This window comes from Actinoalloteichus caeruleus, assembly GCF_049311605.1.
GTDB lineage: Bacteria > Actinomycetota > Actinomycetes > Mycobacteriales > Pseudonocardiaceae > Actinoalloteichus_B > Actinoalloteichus_B caeruleus.
Window position 1 is genome coordinate 964,566 of the sequence record NZ_CP186005.1, and the last position, 19,278, is coordinate 983,843.

Annotated in this window: 21 protein-coding genes; 8 read left to right on the plus strand and 13 right to left on the minus strand. The window is 70.9% G+C overall.

Annotated features, from left to right (window positions below; all coding sequences use genetic code 11):
* Positions 1 to 129 precede the first annotated feature (129 nt).
* From ACOJVX_RS04335 to ACOJVX_RS04370, 8 genes are all read right to left on the minus strand, one after another.
* On the minus strand, positions 130 to 990 hold the full coding sequence (locus ACOJVX_RS04335) for a class I SAM-dependent methyltransferase (RefSeq protein ID WP_418155894.1): 861 nt from the start codon (positions 988 to 990) through the stop codon (positions 130 to 132).
* Between the two features lie 71 nt (positions 991 to 1,061).
* Positions 1,062 to 1,982, minus strand: a complete 921-nt coding sequence (locus ACOJVX_RS04340; protein WP_418155896.1) for a DUF2797 domain-containing protein — start codon at positions 1,980 to 1,982, stop codon at positions 1,062 to 1,064.
* A gap of 32 nt (positions 1,983 to 2,014) precedes the next feature.
* A complete protein-coding gene (locus ACOJVX_RS04345) occupies positions 2,015 to 2,710 on the minus strand; it encodes a dTMP kinase (RefSeq protein WP_418155897.1) in 696 nt (231 codons plus the stop codon).
* 19 nt (positions 2,711 to 2,729) lie between these two features.
* Positions 2,730 to 3,797 (minus strand): hypothetical protein, encoded by a 1,068-nt coding sequence (locus tag ACOJVX_RS04350; RefSeq protein WP_418155898.1) that lies wholly within the window; start codon positions 3,795 to 3,797, stop codon positions 2,730 to 2,732.
* Positions 3,797 to 4,612, minus strand: coding sequence for a hypothetical protein (locus tag ACOJVX_RS04355; RefSeq protein ID WP_422647272.1), 816 nt, complete (start codon positions 4,610 to 4,612; stop codon positions 3,797 to 3,799). Before ACOJVX_RS04355 ends, ACOJVX_RS04350 begins: the two co-directional genes overlap by 1 nt.
* Entirely contained in the window at positions 4,612 to 5,238 is a 627-nt protein-coding gene (gene folE / locus ACOJVX_RS04360; protein WP_418155900.1) for a GTP cyclohydrolase I, read from the minus strand. The genes ACOJVX_RS04355 and folE overlap by 1 nt, the downstream gene beginning before the upstream one ends.
* 145 nt (positions 5,239 to 5,383) lie before the next feature.
* A complete protein-coding gene (locus ACOJVX_RS04365) occupies positions 5,384 to 6,088 on the minus strand; it encodes a 7-carboxy-7-deazaguanine synthase QueE (protein ID WP_418155901.1) in 705 nt (234 codons plus the stop codon).
* Positions 6,085 to 6,771: a 6-carboxytetrahydropterin synthase gene (locus ACOJVX_RS04370; RefSeq protein WP_418155902.1), complete on the minus strand. Its 687-nt coding sequence runs from the start codon at positions 6,769 to 6,771 to the stop codon at positions 6,085 to 6,087. The genes ACOJVX_RS04365 and ACOJVX_RS04370 overlap by 4 nt, the downstream gene beginning before the upstream one ends.
* 301 nt (positions 6,772 to 7,072) lie before the next feature.
* On the opposite strand from ACOJVX_RS04370, the gene ACOJVX_RS04375 reads away from it, so the two are divergent.
* From ACOJVX_RS04375 to ACOJVX_RS04385, 3 genes are all read left to right on the plus strand, one after another.
* On the plus strand, positions 7,073 to 7,573 hold the full coding sequence (locus ACOJVX_RS04375) for a GntR family transcriptional regulator (protein WP_418155905.1): 501 nt from the start codon (positions 7,073 to 7,075) through the stop codon (positions 7,571 to 7,573).
* A 30-nt stretch (positions 7,574 to 7,603) separates the two neighbouring features.
* Positions 7,604 to 8,332 carry a GntR family transcriptional regulator gene (locus tag ACOJVX_RS04380; RefSeq protein WP_418155903.1) on the plus strand — a complete coding sequence of 243 codons (729 nt, stop codon included), beginning with the start codon at positions 7,604 to 7,606 and terminating at the stop codon, positions 8,330 to 8,332.
* 253 nt (positions 8,333 to 8,585) lie between these two features.
* Complete coding sequence (locus ACOJVX_RS04385; RefSeq protein ID WP_418155904.1) at positions 8,586 to 8,840, plus strand: DUF397 domain-containing protein; 255 nt, start codon at positions 8,586 to 8,588, stop codon at positions 8,838 to 8,840.
* 209 nt (positions 8,841 to 9,049) lie between these two features.
* Here ACOJVX_RS04385 and ACOJVX_RS04390 read toward each other — a convergent pair whose 3' ends face one another.
* From ACOJVX_RS04390 to ACOJVX_RS04400, 3 genes are read right to left on the minus strand one after another with little or no spacing between them, the layout of a single operon-like run.
* Entirely contained in the window at positions 9,050 to 10,978 is a 1,929-nt protein-coding gene (locus ACOJVX_RS04390) for a hypothetical protein (protein ID WP_422647273.1), read from the minus strand.
* 9 nt (positions 10,979 to 10,987) lie between these two features.
* Positions 10,988 to 11,302, minus strand: a complete 315-nt coding sequence (locus ACOJVX_RS04395) for a WXG100 family type VII secretion target (protein WP_035273165.1) — start codon at positions 11,300 to 11,302, stop codon at positions 10,988 to 10,990.
* Positions 11,299 to 11,880: a YbaB/EbfC family nucleoid-associated protein gene (locus ACOJVX_RS04400; protein ID WP_422647274.1), complete on the minus strand. Its 582-nt coding sequence runs from the start codon at positions 11,878 to 11,880 to the stop codon at positions 11,299 to 11,301. The genes ACOJVX_RS04395 and ACOJVX_RS04400 overlap by 4 nt, the downstream gene beginning before the upstream one ends.
* A gap of 629 nt (positions 11,881 to 12,509) precedes the next feature.
* Between ACOJVX_RS04400 and ACOJVX_RS04405 the strand changes: the two genes are divergently transcribed.
* A complete protein-coding gene (locus ACOJVX_RS04405; protein WP_051313430.1) occupies positions 12,510 to 13,277 on the plus strand; it encodes an ABC transporter ATP-binding protein in 768 nt (255 codons plus the stop codon).
* A 55-nt stretch (positions 13,278 to 13,332) separates the two neighbouring features.
* Here ACOJVX_RS04405 and ACOJVX_RS04410 read toward each other — a convergent pair whose 3' ends face one another.
* Entirely contained in the window at positions 13,333 to 14,199 is an 867-nt protein-coding gene (locus tag ACOJVX_RS04410; protein WP_026417178.1) for a murein hydrolase activator EnvC family protein, read from the minus strand.
* Between the two features lie 503 nt (positions 14,200 to 14,702).
* On the opposite strand from ACOJVX_RS04410, the gene ACOJVX_RS04415 reads away from it, so the two are divergent.
* The 3 genes from ACOJVX_RS04415 (at position 14,703) to ACOJVX_RS04425 (ending at position 17,768) form a co-directional block, all read left to right on the plus strand.
* The gene (locus ACOJVX_RS04415) at positions 14,703 to 15,482 is read left to right on the plus strand and encodes an enoyl-CoA hydratase/isomerase family protein (RefSeq protein ID WP_422647275.1); all 780 of its coding nucleotides are present in this window, start codon (positions 14,703 to 14,705) and stop codon (positions 15,480 to 15,482) included.
* 32 nt (positions 15,483 to 15,514) lie between these two features.
* Positions 15,515 to 16,519: a class I SAM-dependent methyltransferase gene (locus ACOJVX_RS04420; protein WP_051313427.1), complete on the plus strand. Its 1,005-nt coding sequence runs from the start codon at positions 15,515 to 15,517 to the stop codon at positions 16,517 to 16,519.
* Between the two features lie 70 nt (positions 16,520 to 16,589).
* Complete coding sequence (locus ACOJVX_RS04425; RefSeq protein ID WP_026417176.1) at positions 16,590 to 17,768, plus strand: THUMP-like domain-containing protein; 1,179 nt, start codon at positions 16,590 to 16,592, stop codon at positions 17,766 to 17,768.
* A 25-nt stretch (positions 17,769 to 17,793) separates the two neighbouring features.
* Here ACOJVX_RS04425 and ACOJVX_RS04430 read toward each other — a convergent pair whose 3' ends face one another.
* Positions 17,794 to 18,159, minus strand: a complete 366-nt coding sequence (locus tag ACOJVX_RS04430) for a hypothetical protein (protein WP_103055686.1) — start codon at positions 18,157 to 18,159, stop codon at positions 17,794 to 17,796.
* Between the two features lie 215 nt (positions 18,160 to 18,374).
* Here ACOJVX_RS04430 and ACOJVX_RS04435 point away from each other — a divergent pair, with 215 nt between their 5' ends.
* Positions 18,375 to 19,154 carry an acyltransferase gene (locus ACOJVX_RS04435; RefSeq protein WP_026417174.1) on the plus strand — a complete coding sequence of 260 codons (780 nt, stop codon included), beginning with the start codon at positions 18,375 to 18,377 and terminating at the stop codon, positions 19,152 to 19,154.
* The last annotated feature ends 124 nt before the right edge of the window (positions 19,155 to 19,278 follow it).

The window sequence follows — 19,278 nt, forward strand, 5'->3', positions numbered from 1 at the left end:
GGTCGACATGACCAGCGACTGGCGCGATCCCCACGGGGCCTCGCGCGTTCGAAGACCAGCAGCCCGTTCGGTGACGAGATGAGCACGCCGACGGCCGCGTGGTCGCAGTACTTGGTCCCGCTGCCGTGGCTACTGGTCGGCGGCGGGGCGGTCAACGTAGTTCCCTGGTCGCTGTGCGACCACCACGAGCCAGCTCGTCACGGTAGGTGTGTCGGGCGTGGTCAGCGAGTACGCCTTGTCGAGGATGTCCATCCGCTGAGCGTGGGTGAAGTCCCCCTCGGGGCGAGCGAAGACCGGAATCGACAACCACGCCTTCTTCTCGGCCATCGTGCTGCGCTGGGTGACGACTTCGGTGTCGAGCACGGTCAGTCCGGCGGCCGACAGGTGGTCGGCGATCGTGTCCAGCGGCAGCTTCGGAGCTGGCTCGGCGGCTGAAGGCGGGGCGTAGCCGTAGACACGGGCCGCGACCTGACGGATCAAGGTGTTCAGGGAGGGTCCGGTGCGCACGTTGGTCTCGTCGGGGTGGCGGACGCCGGCAAAGCCGCCTCCGACGTTGAACACGAACCGGCCGCCGGGCCGTAGGACCTGGTGGACGGCGGCGAACACATGTGGCACGTCGGTCTTCCAGATCGCGGAGTTGCACACCACGGCGTCCGCCGTGCCGGGAATGTGGTCGGCCAGGTCTTCGGCTGGTGCGGTGACCCAGGTCAGGCGCGGGTGGACCAAGGTGCGTCGGCCAACGCGCTGCATGGCAGCGGCATTGTCCAGGGAGATGACCTGGGCGTCGATCGGGACGAGTTCGAGGATGGCCTCCGCGGTCGCGCCGGCTCCGCCGCAGAGGTCGACCACCAGTCGGCTGTCGGTGAGATCGGCGCGGTGGGCAAGGTCCCGGCTGGTGGCCGAATACATGGGGAAGGCATGGGTGAAGGCGGCGTACGCCTCTGCGGTGGTGTCCTCGTCCCAGCCGAGAAGGGCGTCCAGGGGTGCCATCGCGGGTACCTCGCTTCAGGGGCGCAGGCCAGGCTCGTGGTGGACGGACGCGACGAGTCAGCCGGGGGCAGTTAGAAGAGGGAGTTCTGAAAGGCGACGGCGGGCGAGGTGAACGGGCCGAGCGTGATTCGGCGACCCTTGAGGGTGCCGAGGTCGAGCACATAGTCCACCTCGTCGTCACCGTCCAGGACGGCCAGCACCTGGGTGCCGACGCACGAGACGACGGTGAAGCCGTGCTCACCACCGCGCAGATCGTGTGGATACAGCATCCGTACACCGTTGGCGACGCGCATTCGGTCGCCTTCGGCAGGAGGAGTCCACTTCTCCAGCATTGCCGGAATGTTCATCGCGGTGAGCGCGTCAGCGGCGCGGGAGACGTGCCGGTCGTGGGTTGCGCGCGCGGTGGTCAGGTCGGTCAGGTTGGCCAGCGCCTTGAGCTTGGTTAAGGCCCGGATGGTCTGGGGCATCTGCAGACCACGGGTGATGGCGTCTTCGAGGTGGCGTACGGCGCGGCCGTCGGGACTTTTGGTGAGGTAGGTGGCGATCAGGGCGCCTTGTTCGTCGAGGCGGGATTGCTTGCGTGGTTCGGCTGCGGTGCCGATCTTGGTGGCGCCGTCAGCGAAGGTGGCGAGGTAGAGCCAGTGTGGTTGGTCCATGTACTGGCGCAGGGCCTTGGGAACGTTGCCGTCCTGGTGGAACTGGTGGGCGAAGCGGAACTCGTCCTGGCGCAGGCACCGGGCGCACTGGTCGCTCTGCTCGGTCGGCGCGCGGTCTGGGCAGGCGAGGGCCTCGACGCGCACCGTGTCGGCGAACCGGTACCGCCCGGTGCACCACCGGCCAGTACCGACCCCAAAGCCGAGTCGCTGGTTCAAAAACTCGGCGTAGACCAGCGGCCCGTCGGGCAACGGGGCCAGCAACAGCCGGGAATCTCCTTGCGCCCAGGTGATGCCGTGGCACACGTACTCGCCGTCGGTTGGTCGGGTCGCTGGCATGGTGCGTTCCTCGTGGTAGCTGCGGGTGGGGGTCAGATGGCGAGCTGGAGGCGGTCGGCGAGCGCGTCGGCAGCGGTCCTGAAGACCGCGTCGCGATCCATGTCGGTCACGTCCATCGACAGCCATCCGCCGCGCTGCTCGTGCTCGCGCAGCTTAGTGAGGACGGTGTCCTGGTAGCGGATGAAGTCATCGTCCGCGCCGCCGGAGTGGCCAGTTTCCAAGGAGCTGAATTCGCCTTTGCGGGCGAGCGCGTCGCGGGCGCTGATGCGTAGGAAGAACACCAAGTCGGGTTCGGTGAGGTGGGCGAAGACCTGCTCGGCCAGGCTGGTGGAGACGTCGGGATTCACCGCGTAGCGAGCGAGGATCTTGTGGTGGGCGTTGTCGAGGATCACGTGGGTTCCGGCGGCGAGAGCGGGCTGGATGACGAGTTTGTCCTGGAGGGTGTACCAGGCGGCCAGCGCCAGCAGCCAGTAGTGATCGCCGCATGCCTGGGCGACGCGCGCGTCGCGGCGATAGACCAGCGCGTTGAGCTGATTGACGTAGGCCGACAACTCAGCGTCCATCGGGACTTCGGTGCTGTGCTTGCCGATCAGGATCGTTTCGTGGCCGGCCTCGTTGAGCGCTTGGTGTAGGCGGGTGGCGAGGGTGGACTTGCCCGCGCCGTCGATACCGACGACCGTGATCTCGCGCCCGCGCGCAGGGTTGAAAAGTGGTGCTGCGTTCGTCATGTGGTGCGCTCCAAGGGGTTCAGATCGGCCGGGCGGCCAGTCGGTTGGCGACGATGTCCTGAACTTGGCTAATGAGGATGGTGCGCCGCCGGACAACGTCGCTGTGACGCTCGTTGGACAAGTCCGCAGGGTAGTGGCGAGCGAGGTTGTTGGAAATGACATGCAGGTAGCCGAAATCGATCCCGGCATCGCGTGCTGCGACTCCCATGGGGCCGATCTCGGGATCGACGAAGGCGTGCTCGGCGTGCTCGCTCAACCAGTCCCTGTTCTCCAGCAGGGTCGAGGGTGAGGTGACGTGGATGCCGGTGTGCACGCCTGGTTCAGCGGTGGCGAAGTCACCGAAGAAGTCGGGCCACGTGACGAGGCTGCCGCCTACGAGGCTTGTGTTTCCGGTGGCCAGCCACGTGTTGGGCTCGATGTCGGGGTTCAGCGCACCGACTTTGCCGACGTAGACGACGTCGCGGGCACCGATCTCGGCCAGGCGCGTGACCACGCGTCCGGCGACGTCGCCCCAGATGCTGTGGAGGAACCCGAGGTAGACCACTCGTCGGCCGTGGATCTGCGCGCGTTGCCAGGCATAGCCGTGCCCGTATGTCCACGCTCCGTCGGTAGGGGCGAGGTGCGCCAGGCCCCAGCCGACGATCACGAGGTCCCCATCAAGTTCGAGGTCGAGCTTCGCCACCGCCTCGCGAGACAACGTCGGGTCGGGCAACTCGTAGGTGACCGTATCGGTCGGTTTTCCAGTCATGGACAGGTACGTGGCGATGATCAGCGCGTAGTGGTGGACGTAGTCGGCACCGGGGAATGCCTTGACGATGAGGTCACGGCCGTGGACCTCGGCGGTGGGGCGCTCGAAGTTGAACAGCTTGCCGGTCTTCTCGCGCGTGGAAATAACGGCCTCGCGGTCGTAGCCGCCGATGACGTGGACGTTGTCCCAATCGTGGTCCTGGATGAGGTGGTGGACCTTGATCTGTAGGTAGCGCAGAAGGCGGTCCGGGGCCATCGTGTGCCCGTCCACCGCGATGGGGGACGTCTGCAACGCCGAGCTGGTTCCCGTGGTCGGGACTGTGTTGGCGAGGAAGCTCATCAGGCTGCCTCCGGGATCCGCACGCTACTACCCGCCGCTTCACGCACGACGGCGATGTTCCGTCGGATCAAGTCGAACCGCTCTTCGGGGATCCGACCTAGATTCTCGATTCTAGGGGTTGGGGGTTTCTCGTAGGGGCCGTCGGGCAGCATCTCGATGCCCATCGCGCCGAGGATGACCGGGGCGGCGCCGTCGACCGAGGCGATCCATACGTGCTCGCGTTGTTCGACGAGTTCCAAGTGCCCGGTGCGGCCGAGCCCGAGCAGCCGATAAACAATGCTGTTTTCGATCAGGCCGTGGTCTTCCAGGTACCGGGTGGCCGCCCAGCGGGTGCGGCAGAGCTGGTCTTCGGGCGCGGGGCGCCGGGAGGCCGGTAGCGCGATCGCTCCGACGTAGTCGCTGGAAGCGAAGTAATCGTAGCAGCGCAGCCACTCTTGATCGTCGACCGCGTGCAGCACGACGCACAGGCGGAATTCGTCGCTGAGGTCGAGGAGTTCGCGGGCGGCTTCGTCGCTGGCTTTGATGGTGGCGAGCCCGTCGCGCATGACGTCCGGGAGGATGATCTCGCGGGCATCGACTATGCGGGCCGCCGCGATCAGGTCGGCGGCCGGCAGGGCGTGGCCGAGATCGAAGACCCCGTTGTCGACAATGATCTCTGCACCCCGCTGGGCCTCGCGGTGGAAGAACGCGCGGTAGGCGGCGTCGGTCAGAACACGGTGGGCTGCCACGTGGTGGACGCTGGCGGGTTCCTGGGCGACGAAGTCGTTCAGGTAGTCGGGTGGGGCGATCGCGGAGAAGGCGATGCTCTTGGCCATCAGGCGGCCCTCCACCTGTCGGTGGCGAGGGTGAGGAATTGTTGGGAGAGCACAGGATCGCTCTCGAATCGGCCGCGGGCCTGCAGTGTGGTGGTACGAGCTGCCTCCATCCGTACTCCCCGCGCGCTCATGCACAGGTGCGTGCCGCAGACCGCGACGGCCACGTCGGTACTGCCGATCACGACGGCGATCTCGTCGGCTACCTGCCGGGTGAAGCGCTCCTGCACCTGAAGGCGGCCCGCGCACTGCTGTGCGATTCGACCGAACTTCGACAGGCCCATTACTTCGCCGTCTGGTACGTAACCGATGGCCACGTCCAGGTTCATGGGCAGCAGGTGGTGCTCACACAGCGACCAAGTGCTCATGCCGCCGATCACGACCAGTTGGCCAACCAGGTGTTGCTCGGGGAAGCAGGTCGGGGCGGCCGATGGCTCCGGGGAGAAGAACCCGCGCCACCAAGCGGCGACCCTGGCCGGAGTGTCCGACAGGCCCTCCCGTCCGGGGTCCTCGCCGATCGCGGCGAGGAGCTGGCCAACAAGGTCGGTGACGCGCTCAGTGTCGACCGGGCCCGGCGACACCAGGTCCTGGCTTTCGCGGGGAGTAAGCGTGTCGAGGGTGTTGGTCACGGACTTCGCCTCGCTTCCGGAGGTGGTGAATGGGTCAAGGACGTCAGCGGCGGCGGCTCCTGATAGCGCCATTGCCCCCAGGCGCGGGAACGACATGTCGGGCGCAGCGACAGTGACCGCGATCGCCGCGATCCAGGGCTCGGTGTTACCGCGCTCCGGTCAGGATGTGCAGGCGGGTGGAGACGTTCCATCCGCGTTCAGTAGCCCGGTCGTAGAGCGCGTCCATGCCGGCCAGAACCTTCTCCTGGGTGGTGCCTTCGGGCATCACCCACACCGGAGCCAGTTGGTGTTCCTCGACGAGCCGGGCGATCTCGTCGAGGTCGCGGTCCGGCTTGGTGACAACGAACTTGAACACTGCACGGTCTGTCGCGACCAACGCCGAGAGGGCGTCGGGCTCGATGCGGGTGGAGTAAGTCATGCCGGAGTTCGCGAGTTTCGGACTCACCACCCAGAGATCGACCAAGGAGGTGAGTTCCGTTGTGGGTGCGACTGTGCCGTTGGTTTCGACCTGCACCCGGGTGCCGGCCAGGCCGCGGGCGAGGGCGGTCATGGCCGGCTGCTGCAACATCGGTTCCCCGCCGGTGATCACCATCATGTCGACGCCGCGCTCGCGCACCCATGACACCAGCTCGGCGACGGGGACTCGGTTGCTGACCTCGGCCGGGTTGTACCTGCTCCAGTCCCAGCTCTCCGGGGTGTCGCAGTAGCCGCACCGGAGGTTGCAGCGGGAGAATCGGACGAACACACAGCGCTGTCCTGTCCAGGGGCCTTCGCCCTGGAACGACTCGAACTTCTCCGTGAGAATCGCGGAACCCTCTACCCGTTCGGGAGTCAAGGTCAGCGTGTTCATGAGGCATCGCCTCGTTCCCACAGGCCGGTGATGGTCCCCGAGTCGACCCGTAGCGATACGAGCCAACCGCGGATCTTGGGCTCGACGTTGTCGACGAACCAGCCAGCCAGCTGGGCGACCAATGCAGGGCCAGCAGCACGTAGCGCGTCGGCGTCAGGTGCCTGGAGGTACGTCCCGAACGGCTTTAGATCACCGAAATCAGTGATGAATCCAACCTCGTTGAGTCCGTCCGCCCCCAGCACCAGCGCGACGTCGCCGTTCCTGGTCTTGAAGGTCTTCGAGATCGTTACCTCGCCGGTGACGCCGTCACAGCGCGCTGACGTGGTCGCGGTCTCCGACACCACCATCTCGACCAGCGTGATCGGCATCGCCGATTCCATGTTGTCCCGGAACCACTCGGCAAGGTGCGTAGCGAGAAGCTCGCTCGTCGGATGGAAGGTGACCTGTTCGTTGAGCAATCGGTGGTCGAATGTCGCGGCCAGATGGTCCCCGAGCGGCGACAGGTCTCCGGGGGCGTCATCGTGCACGAGCGCCGAAGCGGTCACCGTGTAGTTGTGGCCGTGGTTGCGGCGACACTTGTGACTGGCCGGTAGCTGCCTCAGCTCGTGGCTGGCGCTGAAACCGAACGACTGCGAGATGGTGATCTGGCTGTTCGCCACATGCTTCTCTTCAGTGGCCTTCATGTAGCCCTCCCTCCTCGGTCATGCCGAACGGCACTCGGACGATGTGCGCTGGCGGGCGAACTGTCTTGCCGGCCCGGATGGCGCAGTGGCCGGAATGGTTGGAGGTTGAACGGATTCGGTGACGATCTGTAGTTCTCTCACTACAGCAACCTTACTGCGATATCTGAAAGGTGACAAGGCGGACGGGCGTGGAGCGTCGCCTTGCTGCCTTACGACTAAGGTCAACGGGTGGAGCACCTCCCACCGCGAGGCACAAGGAGGGCGAGCGATGACGAGCGCGGGCCCGTGGACGAGCGTGTCAATGCCCTACGTGAGCGGCCAAAGGGGCAACGCCTGGGGCGCCGAGGCAGCAGAGCACGGCGGTACGGGAACTCAGAAGCTGCTGAGCGTTGACGAGACGGCCGTCTCCGCGACGGTCGCCGACATGCTGGGTCTGCATGAGGGCGAGGCGGTGGTCGTCCGGCGCCGCCTCATGCTGTTCAACGACCATCCGGTCGAACTTGTCGACTCGTACTACCCCGCGAACATCGCTCGGGGCACCCGGCTGGCCGAGCCCCGCAAGATCCCCGGCGGTGCTGTCGCTCTCCTGGTCGACCTCGGACATCCACCTCGCCGCGTCCGCGAAGACGTCAGCGCACGCCTGGCCACACCAGACGAACGGGCCATGCTGGAGCTAGACGACCCGTCATGTGTGCTGCTGCTCGCCCGTGCGCTTGTTACCGGGAACGATCTGCCCGTCGAAGCCAGCGTGATGACGATGGTGGCCAACGGGCGAAGGTTGCGATACGAGCTGACGCCATGACCGTCCCGACCGCGTCCCCAGGAGTCGGACTTGCCTCGCACCCATGACGTCCGGCCCCGGCATCAGCAGATCGCAGCGGAACTGCGCGATCTCATCATGCGCCGCGAGCTGAGCCCAGGTACGCAACTGCCGTCCACCGCGCAACTCGTCGAGCGGTACGGCGCGGCAAACGCCACCATCCAGCGCGCACTGAAGGCGCTCAAGGACGAAGGCTTCCTCGACAGCCGTGTCGGCAAAGGCGTCTACGTCCGCGATCGGCAGCCGTTCATCATTGACGCCTCCGCCTACATCAAGCCTGAACCCGGCCGGTTCCGTTACCAGTTGCTCAACGTCGACAACGCCGTCCCACCGGCGGACATCGCCGACGGATTGCGACTGGCACCGGGCGCTCCCGCGATCGTCCGCACCAGAATCCTCCTTCACGACGAGCAGCCCGTGGAATTGTCCGCGTCGTACTATCCCGCCGAGATCGCCGCCAACAGCAGCCTGGCCAAGGCCGCGAAGATCCGCGGCGGCGCACCTCATGCCCTCGCCGACCTCGGCCTTCCTCAGCGGACCTTCGTCGATCGGATTTCGGCACGCCCCCCGACGACGGAGGAAGCCGAGACGCTGGACCTCCCTGATGGGACGCCGGTCATCCGGCAGTTGCGTGTCATCTACAGCGACAACGAACGCCCCGTCGAAGCCTCGGTCCTCATCAAGGGCGCACACCTGTACGAGCTGTTGTACCGGCAGACCGTAGAGACCGAGTTGGGCTAGGGCCACGATGGCAACGGTTTGGAGTTCAGCCATAGCTACTGCATCGGTGACAACCTCCTCATCGGTCGCGCCCTGGAATTACGAAACGGTCCGAGACCTCAACGCGGCAGGAGGCGGAGCCGGTGTCATCCGGCTCGATCAGCGCCGGACGATGCCTCGTCGCCGATGAGCTGCTGGTGGGCCGTCTCCCACACGGTGCACTCGCTGTGCCGCCATCGGCACGAGCAGCGGGCGCACTGGCCGCGGGCGTCGAGTGCGTGCTGGTCGAGCAACTGTCGCCACGCGGTGGTCAAACGGGCGATGTCGGTTTCAGCCAGGGCAGGGCAAGTCCACGTGGCGGACGAGCACGCGCAGCGGCGTGCAGGCCAACTGCGTCGAGATCGGTACGGCAGCGAGCGTGGTCGTCGGCATCCGGGACACCAAGAACCGGGACGGCGGAACACTCCTCCTCCCCCGGACTGCCTTCGCCGCGTTGGTCGACGCCGTCAAGGCCGATCGTCTGCGCTGACAGTCCCAGCAGCCCCCCGACTCCGGGCCGGGGGGCTGTGCTGGTGCCCCGAGGGGTTCTCGTCCCATCCGTAGGAACACGGCGTGCGGCGCGGTCGCACGGAGAGGGCACCCCGACCCCACATGTCGCCACCGTGCCCGGCACCGGCGGACAACGCCGGAGCGGCACACGGGCGCGTGGGGCGGAGGAGGACCTCCGCCCCACGTGGACTACCGCCGGGTGCCGTGCCCGGAGTCGGGCTCTGAGCCGAGAGGCCCGAAGTCGAGCGGGGCACCCGCGGGCCCGACGTCCTCCGGACCACCAGGTCCGAACTCGCCCGGCCCCACGCCGGTCGGTCCGAAACGACCCGGCCCGAACCCGCCCGGTTCGAATCCGGCCGCCGGGGTGGCGCCGGGAACGGGACCCGGAGCAGTGGAGGGATGAGCGGCCGGCGGCGAGGTGTGCGGGGCGGGGGCCGCCCACCCGGCCGGCGGTGGCGCGGGAGCCGGTGACCACGAACCCGGTGGCGGCCCGCCGGCCCGGCCCGGGGGCGCGGCGGGTGCCGCCGGCTCCGCGCCGCGCCAACCGGGAGGCGCGCCGGGGATCGTTCTGGGAGGCCCGCTCGGGCGAGGCGCGCGCACCGGTGGGCCGGCGGGCACGCCGCTCCCGGGCTGGGGGATCCGCCGGGCAGGCCCCTGCCCGGGAGGGGCGGACCCGAACGACGAGCCCATCCCGCCGGCCGCGCCCCCCGCCGGGCCGGTCGACGCTGGTGCGGCGGCCGGTGCCCCGACGCCAGGCCCAGCCGCTCCCGCGCCCTGCGGGCTGACCCCAGGGGCACCGGAGCCCGCTCCCTGCGGGCTGACCGATGGGGCGTCGGAGGCGCCCTGCGGGCTGACCGACGGCGCGGACGGTTCGTACCGGTGGAAGGTGTGCGTCTCGTTGGCCCCCGCGTTCGGGGTCAGGTTCTGCACGTGCGGGACCTGGGAGGGCGCCTCACCGCCGCGCTGGAACGTGTGCGTCTCGTTGGACCCGGCGTCCGGCGTGAGGTTGGTGACCGCCGGCACCGGGGTGGACCGCGCTTCGTTGGCCGTCTGGTGCCAGCTGTTCGCCGCCGACGTGCCACCGCTCACCGCCGATCCCCCGGCACCGCTGAGGGAGTCCATGCTCAACGGGTTGTTGCCCTGGCGGACCTCGTTCAGCGCGTTGGAGGCGACCTTCTCGGCCGCGCCCCGGGCCATTCCCTCGGCCATCGCGTCGAAGCCGCCGGGCGCGGGGGTGTCGCCCTTCGGGAAGAGGGACCCGCTGGCCGCGCCGACCGCGCCGCTGACGACGCCCCCCGCCGCCGACTCGGTGATCCGGTCCGCGTCGAAGTTGCCCTGGAGGGCGTCGCCGAGCGCGGTCTTCGCACCGGCCTTGATGCCCTCGGTGATCGGCTTGCCCGCCGCGTCCAGGAGCTGGTTGGCCACCCCGTCCGTGGCGCCGCCCCCGCCGCCGGTGAGCTGCCCGGCGCCCCCGCTGACGGCGTTCACGACCCCGTCGGCCGTCGCCTCGGCGGCCGCGGTCCCGGTCCGCCCCCAGTCCCACTCCTGCCGGTTGCCCTCGGCCATCTGGATCGACTGGATGACGACGTCGGGCAGCACCTTCTTCAGGTATGCCTTCGTCAGCTCCTTGACCAGCAGGATGAACAGCTGTTTGACGATCTCGCGGGTGGCCATCTGCGCGAGGGGGATACCGGCGGTGCTGCCGCCGAAGGTCCCGGCCGCCGCGGCGATCATGATCGCGATCTCGATCGCGAGGATGACCAGCTGGGCGATGATCATCATCTTGGTGTACTCGACGTTGAGCGCGCCCGCGTCGCACTTCTCCGCCAGTGCCCGGCAGATCTCCTCCAGCGTCGGCAGCCGCTCCTCGCCGCCACCGGTGTACTCCGTCCAGGCCGCGCGGATCGCCTCGGCGGTCTCGCCCTCCATCTGCGCGAGCACGGCGGTCGCGGCGGCGTCCCCGCTCGCGGCCACCTCAGCGACCCCGTCGGCTGCCGTCACCCACGCCTGCGACAGCCGGCGCAGCGCCTCCTCGTCACCCTCCGGCCAGTTGGAGCCGACCACGATCGGCAGCAGCCACCGGCACTCCTCGGGGATCAGGTTGTCCCACTTGGACATGTCGAACTCCTAGGCCATCCGGTCGAAGTGGTCGGCTGATTCCTCGTCCATCTGGTCCCAGGTGTCGGCGGACGCGTCGATCTGCGTCCGCATCTCCCGGATCCCCTCGACGAGCGTCCCGAAGTACTCGACGACGGCCGGGGCGGTCGGGGCGTACTCCTGGGCGAAGGCCTGGCCGGACTCGTCGGCGCCCCAGCAGTCGCCCTCGGCGTCGATCGCGGCCCGCAGGGTGGTGAGGACGTCCTCCAGCTGCGCTGCCGTGCTCTCGAACTTCGTGTTCTCCGTCCGGATCTCGGCGGTCCGGACCTCGTACCCGCCGCTCACCAGCGGCCTCCCCGCATGACGGAGCCGCCGGTGTCGTCCTCGGCATCGTCCTCGGGCCTGCCGCGCGAGGTGAGGGGCGCGCCGCCGACGTTCGGTGGAACTCCTCCTCGGCTGGTCGAGGGGCTGGGCGCGGGGCCGCCCTCGGCCCGCTCGGCGCGCTCCGGCGGTGGTTCGGGCAGCGTCCCGGGGGTCCGCAGGGACGGGGCCCCCTCCACCAGGTCCGGCAGGTCGGGGACACCCCGGTGCAGCGGCGCGAACAGGTCGCTCACCTGCTGCCGCACCTGGTCGCCGGCCTGCTGGATCACCTCGGTCAACGTGCGGGAGAGCTTCTCGGGTGTGCTCCTGCCGAAGGCGGTCGGGGCCAGGACGATCTGTTCCACGGTCCCGGTCGAGCCGACCCGCACCGTCACCAGCCCGTCCCGCGAGGTGACCTCCGCGTTCGCCTGGGCGGCCTGTTCCTGGACCTCCCTGATCTCCTCCTGTTTTTGGCGGAAAGTGCTCAGGAGGGAATCCATCGTCTGACGCATCGCGGAATTGCGCGCCTCCAGGTTCGCGATGTTGTTCCCGTGGTTTTCCACACGGCGTCCTTTCCGTCGTTCGTGGTGACCTGGTGGGCAGGTCGTGCCTGTTCCGGGCCCGTGACCTGCTGGTCCGGTGATCCTGTTCGTGTGCCGGAATCCAGCGCTCCGTGCGTCGAGTCGACGACGTGGCCGGTGTGGTGGCCGTTTCTACCGGGGTCGTGTTTCGCGGCGGTCGTTCTCGGGTGGGACGTGGTTCGTCCGACACCCGTTCCGCGTTGTTCCCATTTCTCGCGGTGCGGTTGCCCGGCTCCGTTCCGTGACCGCGACTCCGGGTGCCACCCCGGGGCGGGTGGCCGCTCTTCGTGGGCAGGGCGGGGGGAGGCGTGCTGGTGCGGCGTCCCCGTCGCTGGCCGTCGCCGGCTCCTGGCGCGGGGGTGGAGCGGTCCGGTGCCGTCGGGCCCGCGCGCCTGGCCCGGCGGGGGCACCGGGGGCCGCGCCGGTGCGGCGGCGTGTCGGGGCGGCTACCTGGAGCAGTGGGGCACCCGATCGGGAAGTGCGCTGGGCCCGGCCGTCACAATGGGTGGGTGACCGACCGGGGCTTGCAGGGCGCGACGAACGTAGGGCCGCGGCAGCGCGGCGAGGGCAGCGACGCCGAGGCGGTGGACGTGACCGACCTCGTGATCCGGATGGACGGGGTCGGGGTGCGGCGCAACCGCAACGACCTGTTGTCCGGGGTGGACTGGAGCGTCGAACTCGACGAGCGGTGGGTGGTCCTCGGGCCGAACGGCGCGGGCAAGACCACGCTGATCAGGCTGGCCGGGGCGGAGATGCACCCGTCCAGCGGCACGGTCCACCTGTTGGAGGAGCGGCTGGGCGGAGTGGACGTCTTCGAGCTGCGACCGAGGATCGGCGTGTGCTCGGCGGCGACCGCGCAGCGGGTTCCCGGCGAGGAGATCGTCCGGGACGTGGTCGTGAGCGCCAGCTACGCCGTCATCGGGCGGTGGCGCGAGCGGTACGACGAGCTCGACACCGGTCGGGCGGAGGAGCTGTTGGCCGCGCTCGGCGTCGGGCACCTCGCCGACCGCCCGTTCGGCACCCTCTCGGAGGGGGAGCGCAAGCGGACCCTGATCGCCAGGGCGCTGATGGCCGACCCGGAGCTGTTGCTGCTCGACGAGCCGGCGGCCGGCCTCGACCTGGGCGGCCGGGAGGACCTGGTCGCGCGGCTGAGCCAGCTCGCCCTCGACCCGGACGCCCCCGCGATGGTGCTCGTCACCCACCACGTGGAGGAGATCCCGCCCGGGTTCACCCACGCGATGCTGCTGCGGGACGGCGCGGTGGTCGCGCAGGGCCTGCTCGACGAGGTCCTCACCGAGGAGAACCTGAGCGCGACCTTCGGGCAGGACCTGAGCCTCGAACGGTCCGGCGACCGGTTCTTCGCCCGCCGCCGGGGCTGAGCGAGGACGAGCCGGTGGGACGACGGCGCGCCGCCGTCCCACCCCGGTCGGCCGGTCAGCCCTCCGTCCCCTCCCAGGGGCGCGCGAACTCGGGCATCGTCGGTGTGAAGCGGTAGGCGTCGCGCTGGCCCAGAAGGTGGTCGAGGGCCGGCCGGGCCGGGGCGGCCGGTGGGGCCGTGTCGCCACCGGCTCCGGCCCCGCTGGGCACGTCGGGTTCGGGAGCGGACGTCGGGCGGTGGGCGGGGAGCGGGGCCGCCGGGGCGGGAGGACGGGCGTCCTGGACCTGGTCGTCCGCCGGCCGGGGCGGGGCGACCGGTTCCGGGGCCGGCGGTTGCGGAGCCGGTTCCGGCGGGGCCACCGGCTCCGGTTCCGAGGGTTCTCCGCCGCAGTTCCCGCTCACCAGGGTCACGTACTCCGGGAAGTACTTGTAGGTCACCGGTTCGTCGTCGAAGCGGATCGGAACCGGGACGCCGTCGTGCCGTTGTTCGAAATGCAGGTGGAACTGGCCGGCGGAGCCCACATCACCCACCTCGCCGATCGGATCGCCGGACCGCACGACGCTGCCGGTCCGCGCCATCGAGGCCGTCCGCATGTGGACGTACCGGGTGGACCACCCGTCCCCGTGGTCCAGGACCAGGTACGAGGACCCGTCGCCGTACACGCCGTTCTCGGCGACCGTCCCGGCCCTGGCGGCCACGACCTGCCGGCCGTCCGGCGGGCTGCCCTGACCGAAGTCCAGTTGCGCGTCCGGGTAGGCGTGCCCGGTGTGGGTGTAGGCCCGCCAGGTCTCCCCGCACGGGAAGGGGAGGTGGAAGAGCGGGTGGGGGGCGGACACGGCGCGTGCCCCGCCGTCGACGGCCGGTGCGGTGGGTGCCGTCGCGAGGCCGGCGACGACGGCGGCGGAGGCCGCCAGGATTCCCATCCGTCTTCTCGTGCTCCCACGGCCCGAACAGTTTTCTGGGTTCATCGATCAGTCCTTCTCAGCAGGAGGTGCCGTGCAGGAAGTCGATATGGCGCCAGTCGGCTGTGCTGGAATTCCGCGTCAACCAGTCTGCGAGCAGCGTGTTCCGCGCGCCACGCCGGAGCACGCGTGAGTGAGCGGCGGAATTCGACCGTTCGGGCCGGGGAATTGCGGTTCCGTGGGGGACGTGCGCTCGACGCGGGGATAACGGGGGCGGTCCGGCGGTGGGGACCGACGCCCGACGGATTCGCCGGACCGCCGATCGAGGGGGGACCGCCGAATCCCCGGGCGTCGGCCCGGGATCCCGAGTCGCCCGCCACCGCGTCCCGCGCCCGCCGGCCCCGACCGTGCCGCCCCTCCACCCGGTGGTCGCCGGGGGCCACGAACGCTCTACCGCACGGTAACCTTCGTCCCGGCGGGGGCCGGAGATCGGACGGCCCAGGGCTCGTGAGGAGGACACTGGCGTGGGTGAGTTCGTCACACTGGAGGCCACTGCCGGGGTGGGGACCATCCGGCTGCACCGCCCACCGCTCAACGCCCTGAACAGGGTGCTCCAGCGGGAGTTGCGCACCGCCGCCGAGGACGCCTCGGAACGCTCCGACGTCCGGGCCGTGGTCGTGTACGGCGGGGAGAAGGTCTTCGCCGCCGGCGCGGACATCAGGGAGATGATCGACTCCGGGTACGCGGAGGCGTTGGCTGGGCAGCGGAACCTCGCCGCCGCGCTCGACGCGGTGGCCGCCATCCCCAAGCCCACGGTCGCCGCCGTCACCGGGTACGCGCTGGGCGGCGGGCTGGAACTGGCGCTGTGCTGCGACCACCGCATCGCCGGCGACAACGTGAGGGTCGGCCTGCCCGAGGTCCTGCTCGGGGTCATCCCCGGTGGGGGCGGGACCCAGCGGCTGGCGCGCCTCGTCGGCCCGGCCCGCGCCAAGGACCTGATCTACACCGGCCGCTACGTCGACGCGACGGAGGCCAGGGAGATGGGACTGGTCGACCGGGTCGTCGGGGCCGACGAGGTCCACGCGCGGGCGGTGGAGTGGGCCGGCCAGTTCGCGACCGGGCCGGCCGTCGCCCTCGCCGCCGCCAAGGCCGCGATCGACGGTGGCCTCGACGGCGACCTCGACAGCGGGCTCCGCCTGGAGGGCCAGGTGTTCGCCGGGCTCTTCACGACGGAGGACCAGAAGACCGGAATGCGTTCCTTCGTCGAGAACGGGCCGGGCAAGGCCGTCTTCGACGGCAAGTGACCCGCCCGCGCGGGACGACCAGGGAGGTCGACGTGACCGATCAGCTCACCGGCGAACCGGACGCCCAGCAACCCCGTCCCCACCCGCACGCCAGCGCGGAGGAGGTCGACGCGGCCTGGAACGACCCGAAGCTCGCCAACGTGCTGTACCACGACTGGGAGGCGGCCAGCTACGACGACAAGTGGTCGATCTCCTACGACCAGCGCTGCATCGACTACGCGGTCTCCCGCTTCCGGGCCGTGGCCGGTGACGTCGGCCGCCCCTACCCGACGGCGCTGGAACTGGGGAGCGGCACCGGCTTCTTCCTGCTCAACCTGATGCAGGGCGGCGTCATCGAACGCGGCTCGGTCACCGACCTGTCCCCGGGGATGGTCGAGGCGGCGCTGGCCAACGCCGACCGGCTGGGGCTGGACGTCGACGGCCGGGTGGGGGACGCCGAACGCATCCCCTACCCCGACGACAGCGTCGACCTCGTCGTCGGCCACGCCGTCCTGCACCACATCCCGGACGTCCGGGCGGCCATGCGGGAGGTCCTGCGGGTGCTCCGCCCTGGCGGCCGTTTCGTGTTCGCCGGCGACCCGACCCGCATCGGCGACTTCTACGCGCGGAGGCTGGGACGGGCCACCTGGTGGCTGACCACCAACCTGACCCGGCTGCCCGCGTTGCGGGACTGGCGCCGGCCGCAGCGGGAGCTCGACGAGTCCTCCCGCGCCGCCGCGCTGGAGGCGGTCGTGGACCTCCACACCTTCGATCCCACCGAGTTGGAGCGGACCGCGCTGGCGGCGGGCGCGGTCGACGTCCGCGCCAGCACCGACGAGTTCACCGCCGCCCTCTTCGGGTGGCCGGTGCGGACCTTCGAGGCCGCCGTGCCCCCCGGCAAACTCGGGTGGGACTGGGCGATGTTCGCCTACCGGACCTGGCAGCGGCTCAGCCGCTTCGACGAACGGGTGCTCGCGAGGGTCCTGCCCCGGGAACTCTTCTACAACGTGTCCGTGACGGGGGTGAAGCCGGACCGGCCCGTCCGGTTGCGCGGGTGAGCGCCCCCCGGCGCGGCACCGCCCGCCGCCCGCCGCACCCGTTCCACCGCCGGTGGGGCACCGAACGCTGATGGGTTACACCTTCACCCTCGACGACGTGCGGTTCCTGGCCTGCGAACGGGGGCGGGCCGCGCTCGCCGCGCTCGCCGACCGCCCGCTCACGGCGGCCACCCGGCTGGCGGACGTCGCCGCGGCCAGGTCGCTGGTCGGGGACGACCGGGCCGCCGCGCTGCTCGAGACCGCCGTGCTGCGCCGCCGGGCCGCCGGGCGGCTGCGGTGGGCGGACGACTGGCTGTTCACCGAGGACGCCGTCCAACAGGCCACCGCCACCGTCGTGGCCGAACACCGCGCCCGCCGACTCGCCGACCGCGACGTGCACGACCTGACCTGTTCGGTCGGTGCGGACCTCGTGCCCCTGGCCGCGTCGGCGCGCCGCTGCCTCGGCAGTGACCTCGACCCGGTGCGCCTGGCGATGGCCGCCCACAACGCGGCCGTGGCCGGGGTGGCACCGCTGCTCGTCAGGGCCGACGCCGTGCGCCCGGTCAGCCGGAACGCGGTGCTGCTCGCCGACCCGGCGAGGCGGGAGGCCGGTGGCCGCCGCACCTGGCGCCCCGAGGAGCTGGCACCGCCGCTCCCGGAGCTGGTCGCCGCGGCCCGGGGCCGCGACCTCGTGGTCAAGGCGGCCCCGGGGCTGGACCCCGACCTGGTGCCGTGGGCCAGGGAGGTGGAGCTCGTCTCCCTCGACGGCGGGGTGCGGGAGGCCGCCCTGTGGTCCGAGGGGCTGGCGACACCGGGCGTGCGCCGCCGCGCGAGCGTCCTCGGCGGCGACGGGAGCGCCTGGGAGCTGACCGACGCCGATCCGGACGAATGCCCCGTCCGGGAACCGGGGGAGTGGCTGGTCGACCCGGACGGCGCGGTGGTGCGGGCCGGACTGGTCCGCCACTACGCCGCCCGGCACGGCCTCGGCCAACTCGACCCCCGGATCGCCTACCTGACCGGGGACCGGCCGCCCCAGGGGGTGCGGGCGTTCCGGGTGCTGGAGCACGGCCGCTACGGCGAGCGGACCCTGCGCGCCCGGCTGCGCGAACGGGAGGTCGGGCGGTTGGAGATCCTCACCAGAGGGGTGTCCGTGGACCCCGACGCCCTGCGGAAGCGGTTGCGGCTCCGAGGCCCGGCGGAGGCGACGGCGGTGCTCACCCGGATCGGGGATACCCCGGTGGCCTTCCTGTGCGAGGCCGAACGCACCTGACGCCGCTCCCGGTCGACCGGCCCTCCTACCGTTCCCGCCGGCGCTGGCAGGCCCAGGCCACCAGCCAGCCCGTCTCGGCAACGGCGTCCAACAGGTAGACGGGGGAGATGCGACCGCGGCGCACGTAGACGAGGTCCACGGCGAGCAGGGTCGCGGCGGTGCCCACCCCGAGGATCCGCGCCTGGCGGTGGCTCTCCCGGCTCCGCCCCGTCCGCAGCTGCCCGAGTCCCGCGACGACCAGCAGCCCACCGGTGGTGTACTGCAACCAGTCGTCGACCTTCCTCGGGCCGAAGACACTCTCGAAGCTCCTGATGCTCACCAGCGGCCACAGGCCGCCGAGCAGGGTGAACGCGCCCTGGCACCGGGCGAGCCCCCGAGGGCCGATACGCATCCTGGACCCCTTTCCGCTGGTCGTGACTCGGTGGTCCCGGAGACCTCCACCCGGGGCGGCCCCGGGGGGACCCGTGTCCGGGCACGTCCGCCGGTTGGGGAGTGCCCCGGAGGAGCCGATCAAGTCCTCCGACCCGCCCCCGGTGCTCGCCCCGCCGGGCTCGTGGCCCCCTGGGGAGGTTGGGGCGGCGGAGGCCGGCGCGTATCTTCCGCTGGGTGAGCGCGCTCTGGGAGTCCCTGGTGTCGATCCGGTCGTGGTTCCGCCGCGACCCGGAGCAGGCGAGGTTCCTGACCCGGGAATCCCTCCGCTGGGTGATCCGGAACCGGGCCTTCACCCCGTGGTACCTGGTGCGCTACCTGCGGCTCCTCCGCCTCCGGGTGAGCCGACCGCAGGTCGTCCTGCGCGGCATGGTGTTCCTCGACCGGGGGGTCAGCATCGAGTGCCGCGCGGGCCACGGGCGGTTGGAGCTCGGGCGCTGGGTGCACGTCGGCGCGGGGACGGCCGTGCGGTGCCACGAGGGATCCCTGCGGATCGGGGACAAGGCCGTCCTCGCCCAGCGGGTGACGGTGAACTGCTACCTCGACGTGGAGATCGGGGCCGCCTCGCTGGTCGCCGACGGGGTGTACGTCTGCGACTTCGACCACGTCACCACCGACCCGCACCGCCCCATCAAGGACCAGGGCATCGTGAAGACCCCGGTGCGGGTGGGGGAGGACTGCTGGCTGGGGACGAAGGCCACCGTCCTGCGGGGCAGCCGGATCGGCCGGGGGTCGGTGGTGGGGGCCAACGCGGTCGTCCGGGGCGAGCTCCCGCCCTACGCGGTCGCCGCCGGGATCCCCGCCCGGGTGGTGCGTCGCCGGGTCCCGGACGGGCCGGCAGGCGGTGGCGACGAGGCCACCGGCGGTTCGGCCGGTGGTGGCGCCGAGGGCACTGGCGGTTCGGCCGCCGGCGGGGCCGGGGCCGAGGGCGTCGCGGGGACACCGGTCGCGGGCTGACCGACCGGACCGAGCTCCCCGAGGGCGGGCCCGCCGGCTGGTGGCCGACGCCGCGCCACTCCGTCGAGGTGGGCGTCCGCGCTGGCCCCAGGCGGCGTGTGGCGGGGCGCGCCCGGCCTGCCCC

Bases quoted from the DNA above. Each gene is read 5' to 3' on its own strand.
- ACOJVX_RS04335 (WP_418155894.1), bottom strand. From the start codon at position 990: ATGGCACCCCTGGACGCCCTTCTCGGCTGGGACGAGGACACCACCGCA.
- ACOJVX_RS04340 (WP_418155896.1), bottom strand. From the start codon at position 1,982: ATGCCAGCGACCCGACCAACCGACGGCGAGTACGTGTGCCACGGCATC.
- ACOJVX_RS04345 (WP_418155897.1), bottom strand. From the start codon at position 2,710: ATGACGAACGCAGCACCACTTTTCAACCCTGCGCGCGGGCGCGAGATC.
- ACOJVX_RS04350 (WP_418155898.1), bottom strand. From the start codon at position 3,797: ATGAGCTTCCTCGCCAACACAGTCCCGACCACGGGAACCAGCTCGGCG.
- ACOJVX_RS04355 (WP_422647272.1), bottom strand. From the start codon at position 4,612: ATGGCCAAGAGCATCGCCTTCTCCGCGATCGCCCCACCCGACTACCTG.
- ACOJVX_RS04365 (WP_418155901.1), bottom strand. From the start codon at position 6,088: ATGAACACGCTGACCTTGACTCCCGAACGGGTAGAGGGTTCCGCGATT.
- ACOJVX_RS04370 (WP_418155902.1), bottom strand. From the start codon at position 6,771: ATGAAGGCCACTGAAGAGAAGCATGTGGCGAACAGCCAGATCACCATC.
- ACOJVX_RS04375 (WP_418155905.1), top strand. From the start codon at position 7,073: ATGCCCTACGTGAGCGGCCAAAGGGGCAACGCCTGGGGCGCCGAGGCA.
- ACOJVX_RS04390 (WP_422647273.1), bottom strand. From the start codon at position 10,978: ATGTCCAAGTGGGACAACCTGATCCCCGAGGAGTGCCGGTGGCTGCTG.
- ACOJVX_RS04405 (WP_051313430.1), top strand. From the start codon at position 12,510: ATGGACGGGGTCGGGGTGCGGCGCAACCGCAACGACCTGTTGTCCGGG.
- ACOJVX_RS04410 (WP_026417178.1), bottom strand. From the start codon at position 14,199: ATGGGAATCCTGGCGGCCTCCGCCGCCGTCGTCGCCGGCCTCGCGACG.
- ACOJVX_RS04425 (WP_026417176.1), top strand. From the start codon at position 16,590: ATGGGTTACACCTTCACCCTCGACGACGTGCGGTTCCTGGCCTGCGAA.
- ACOJVX_RS04430 (WP_103055686.1), bottom strand. From the start codon at position 18,159: ATGCGTATCGGCCCTCGGGGGCTCGCCCGGTGCCAGGGCGCGTTCACC.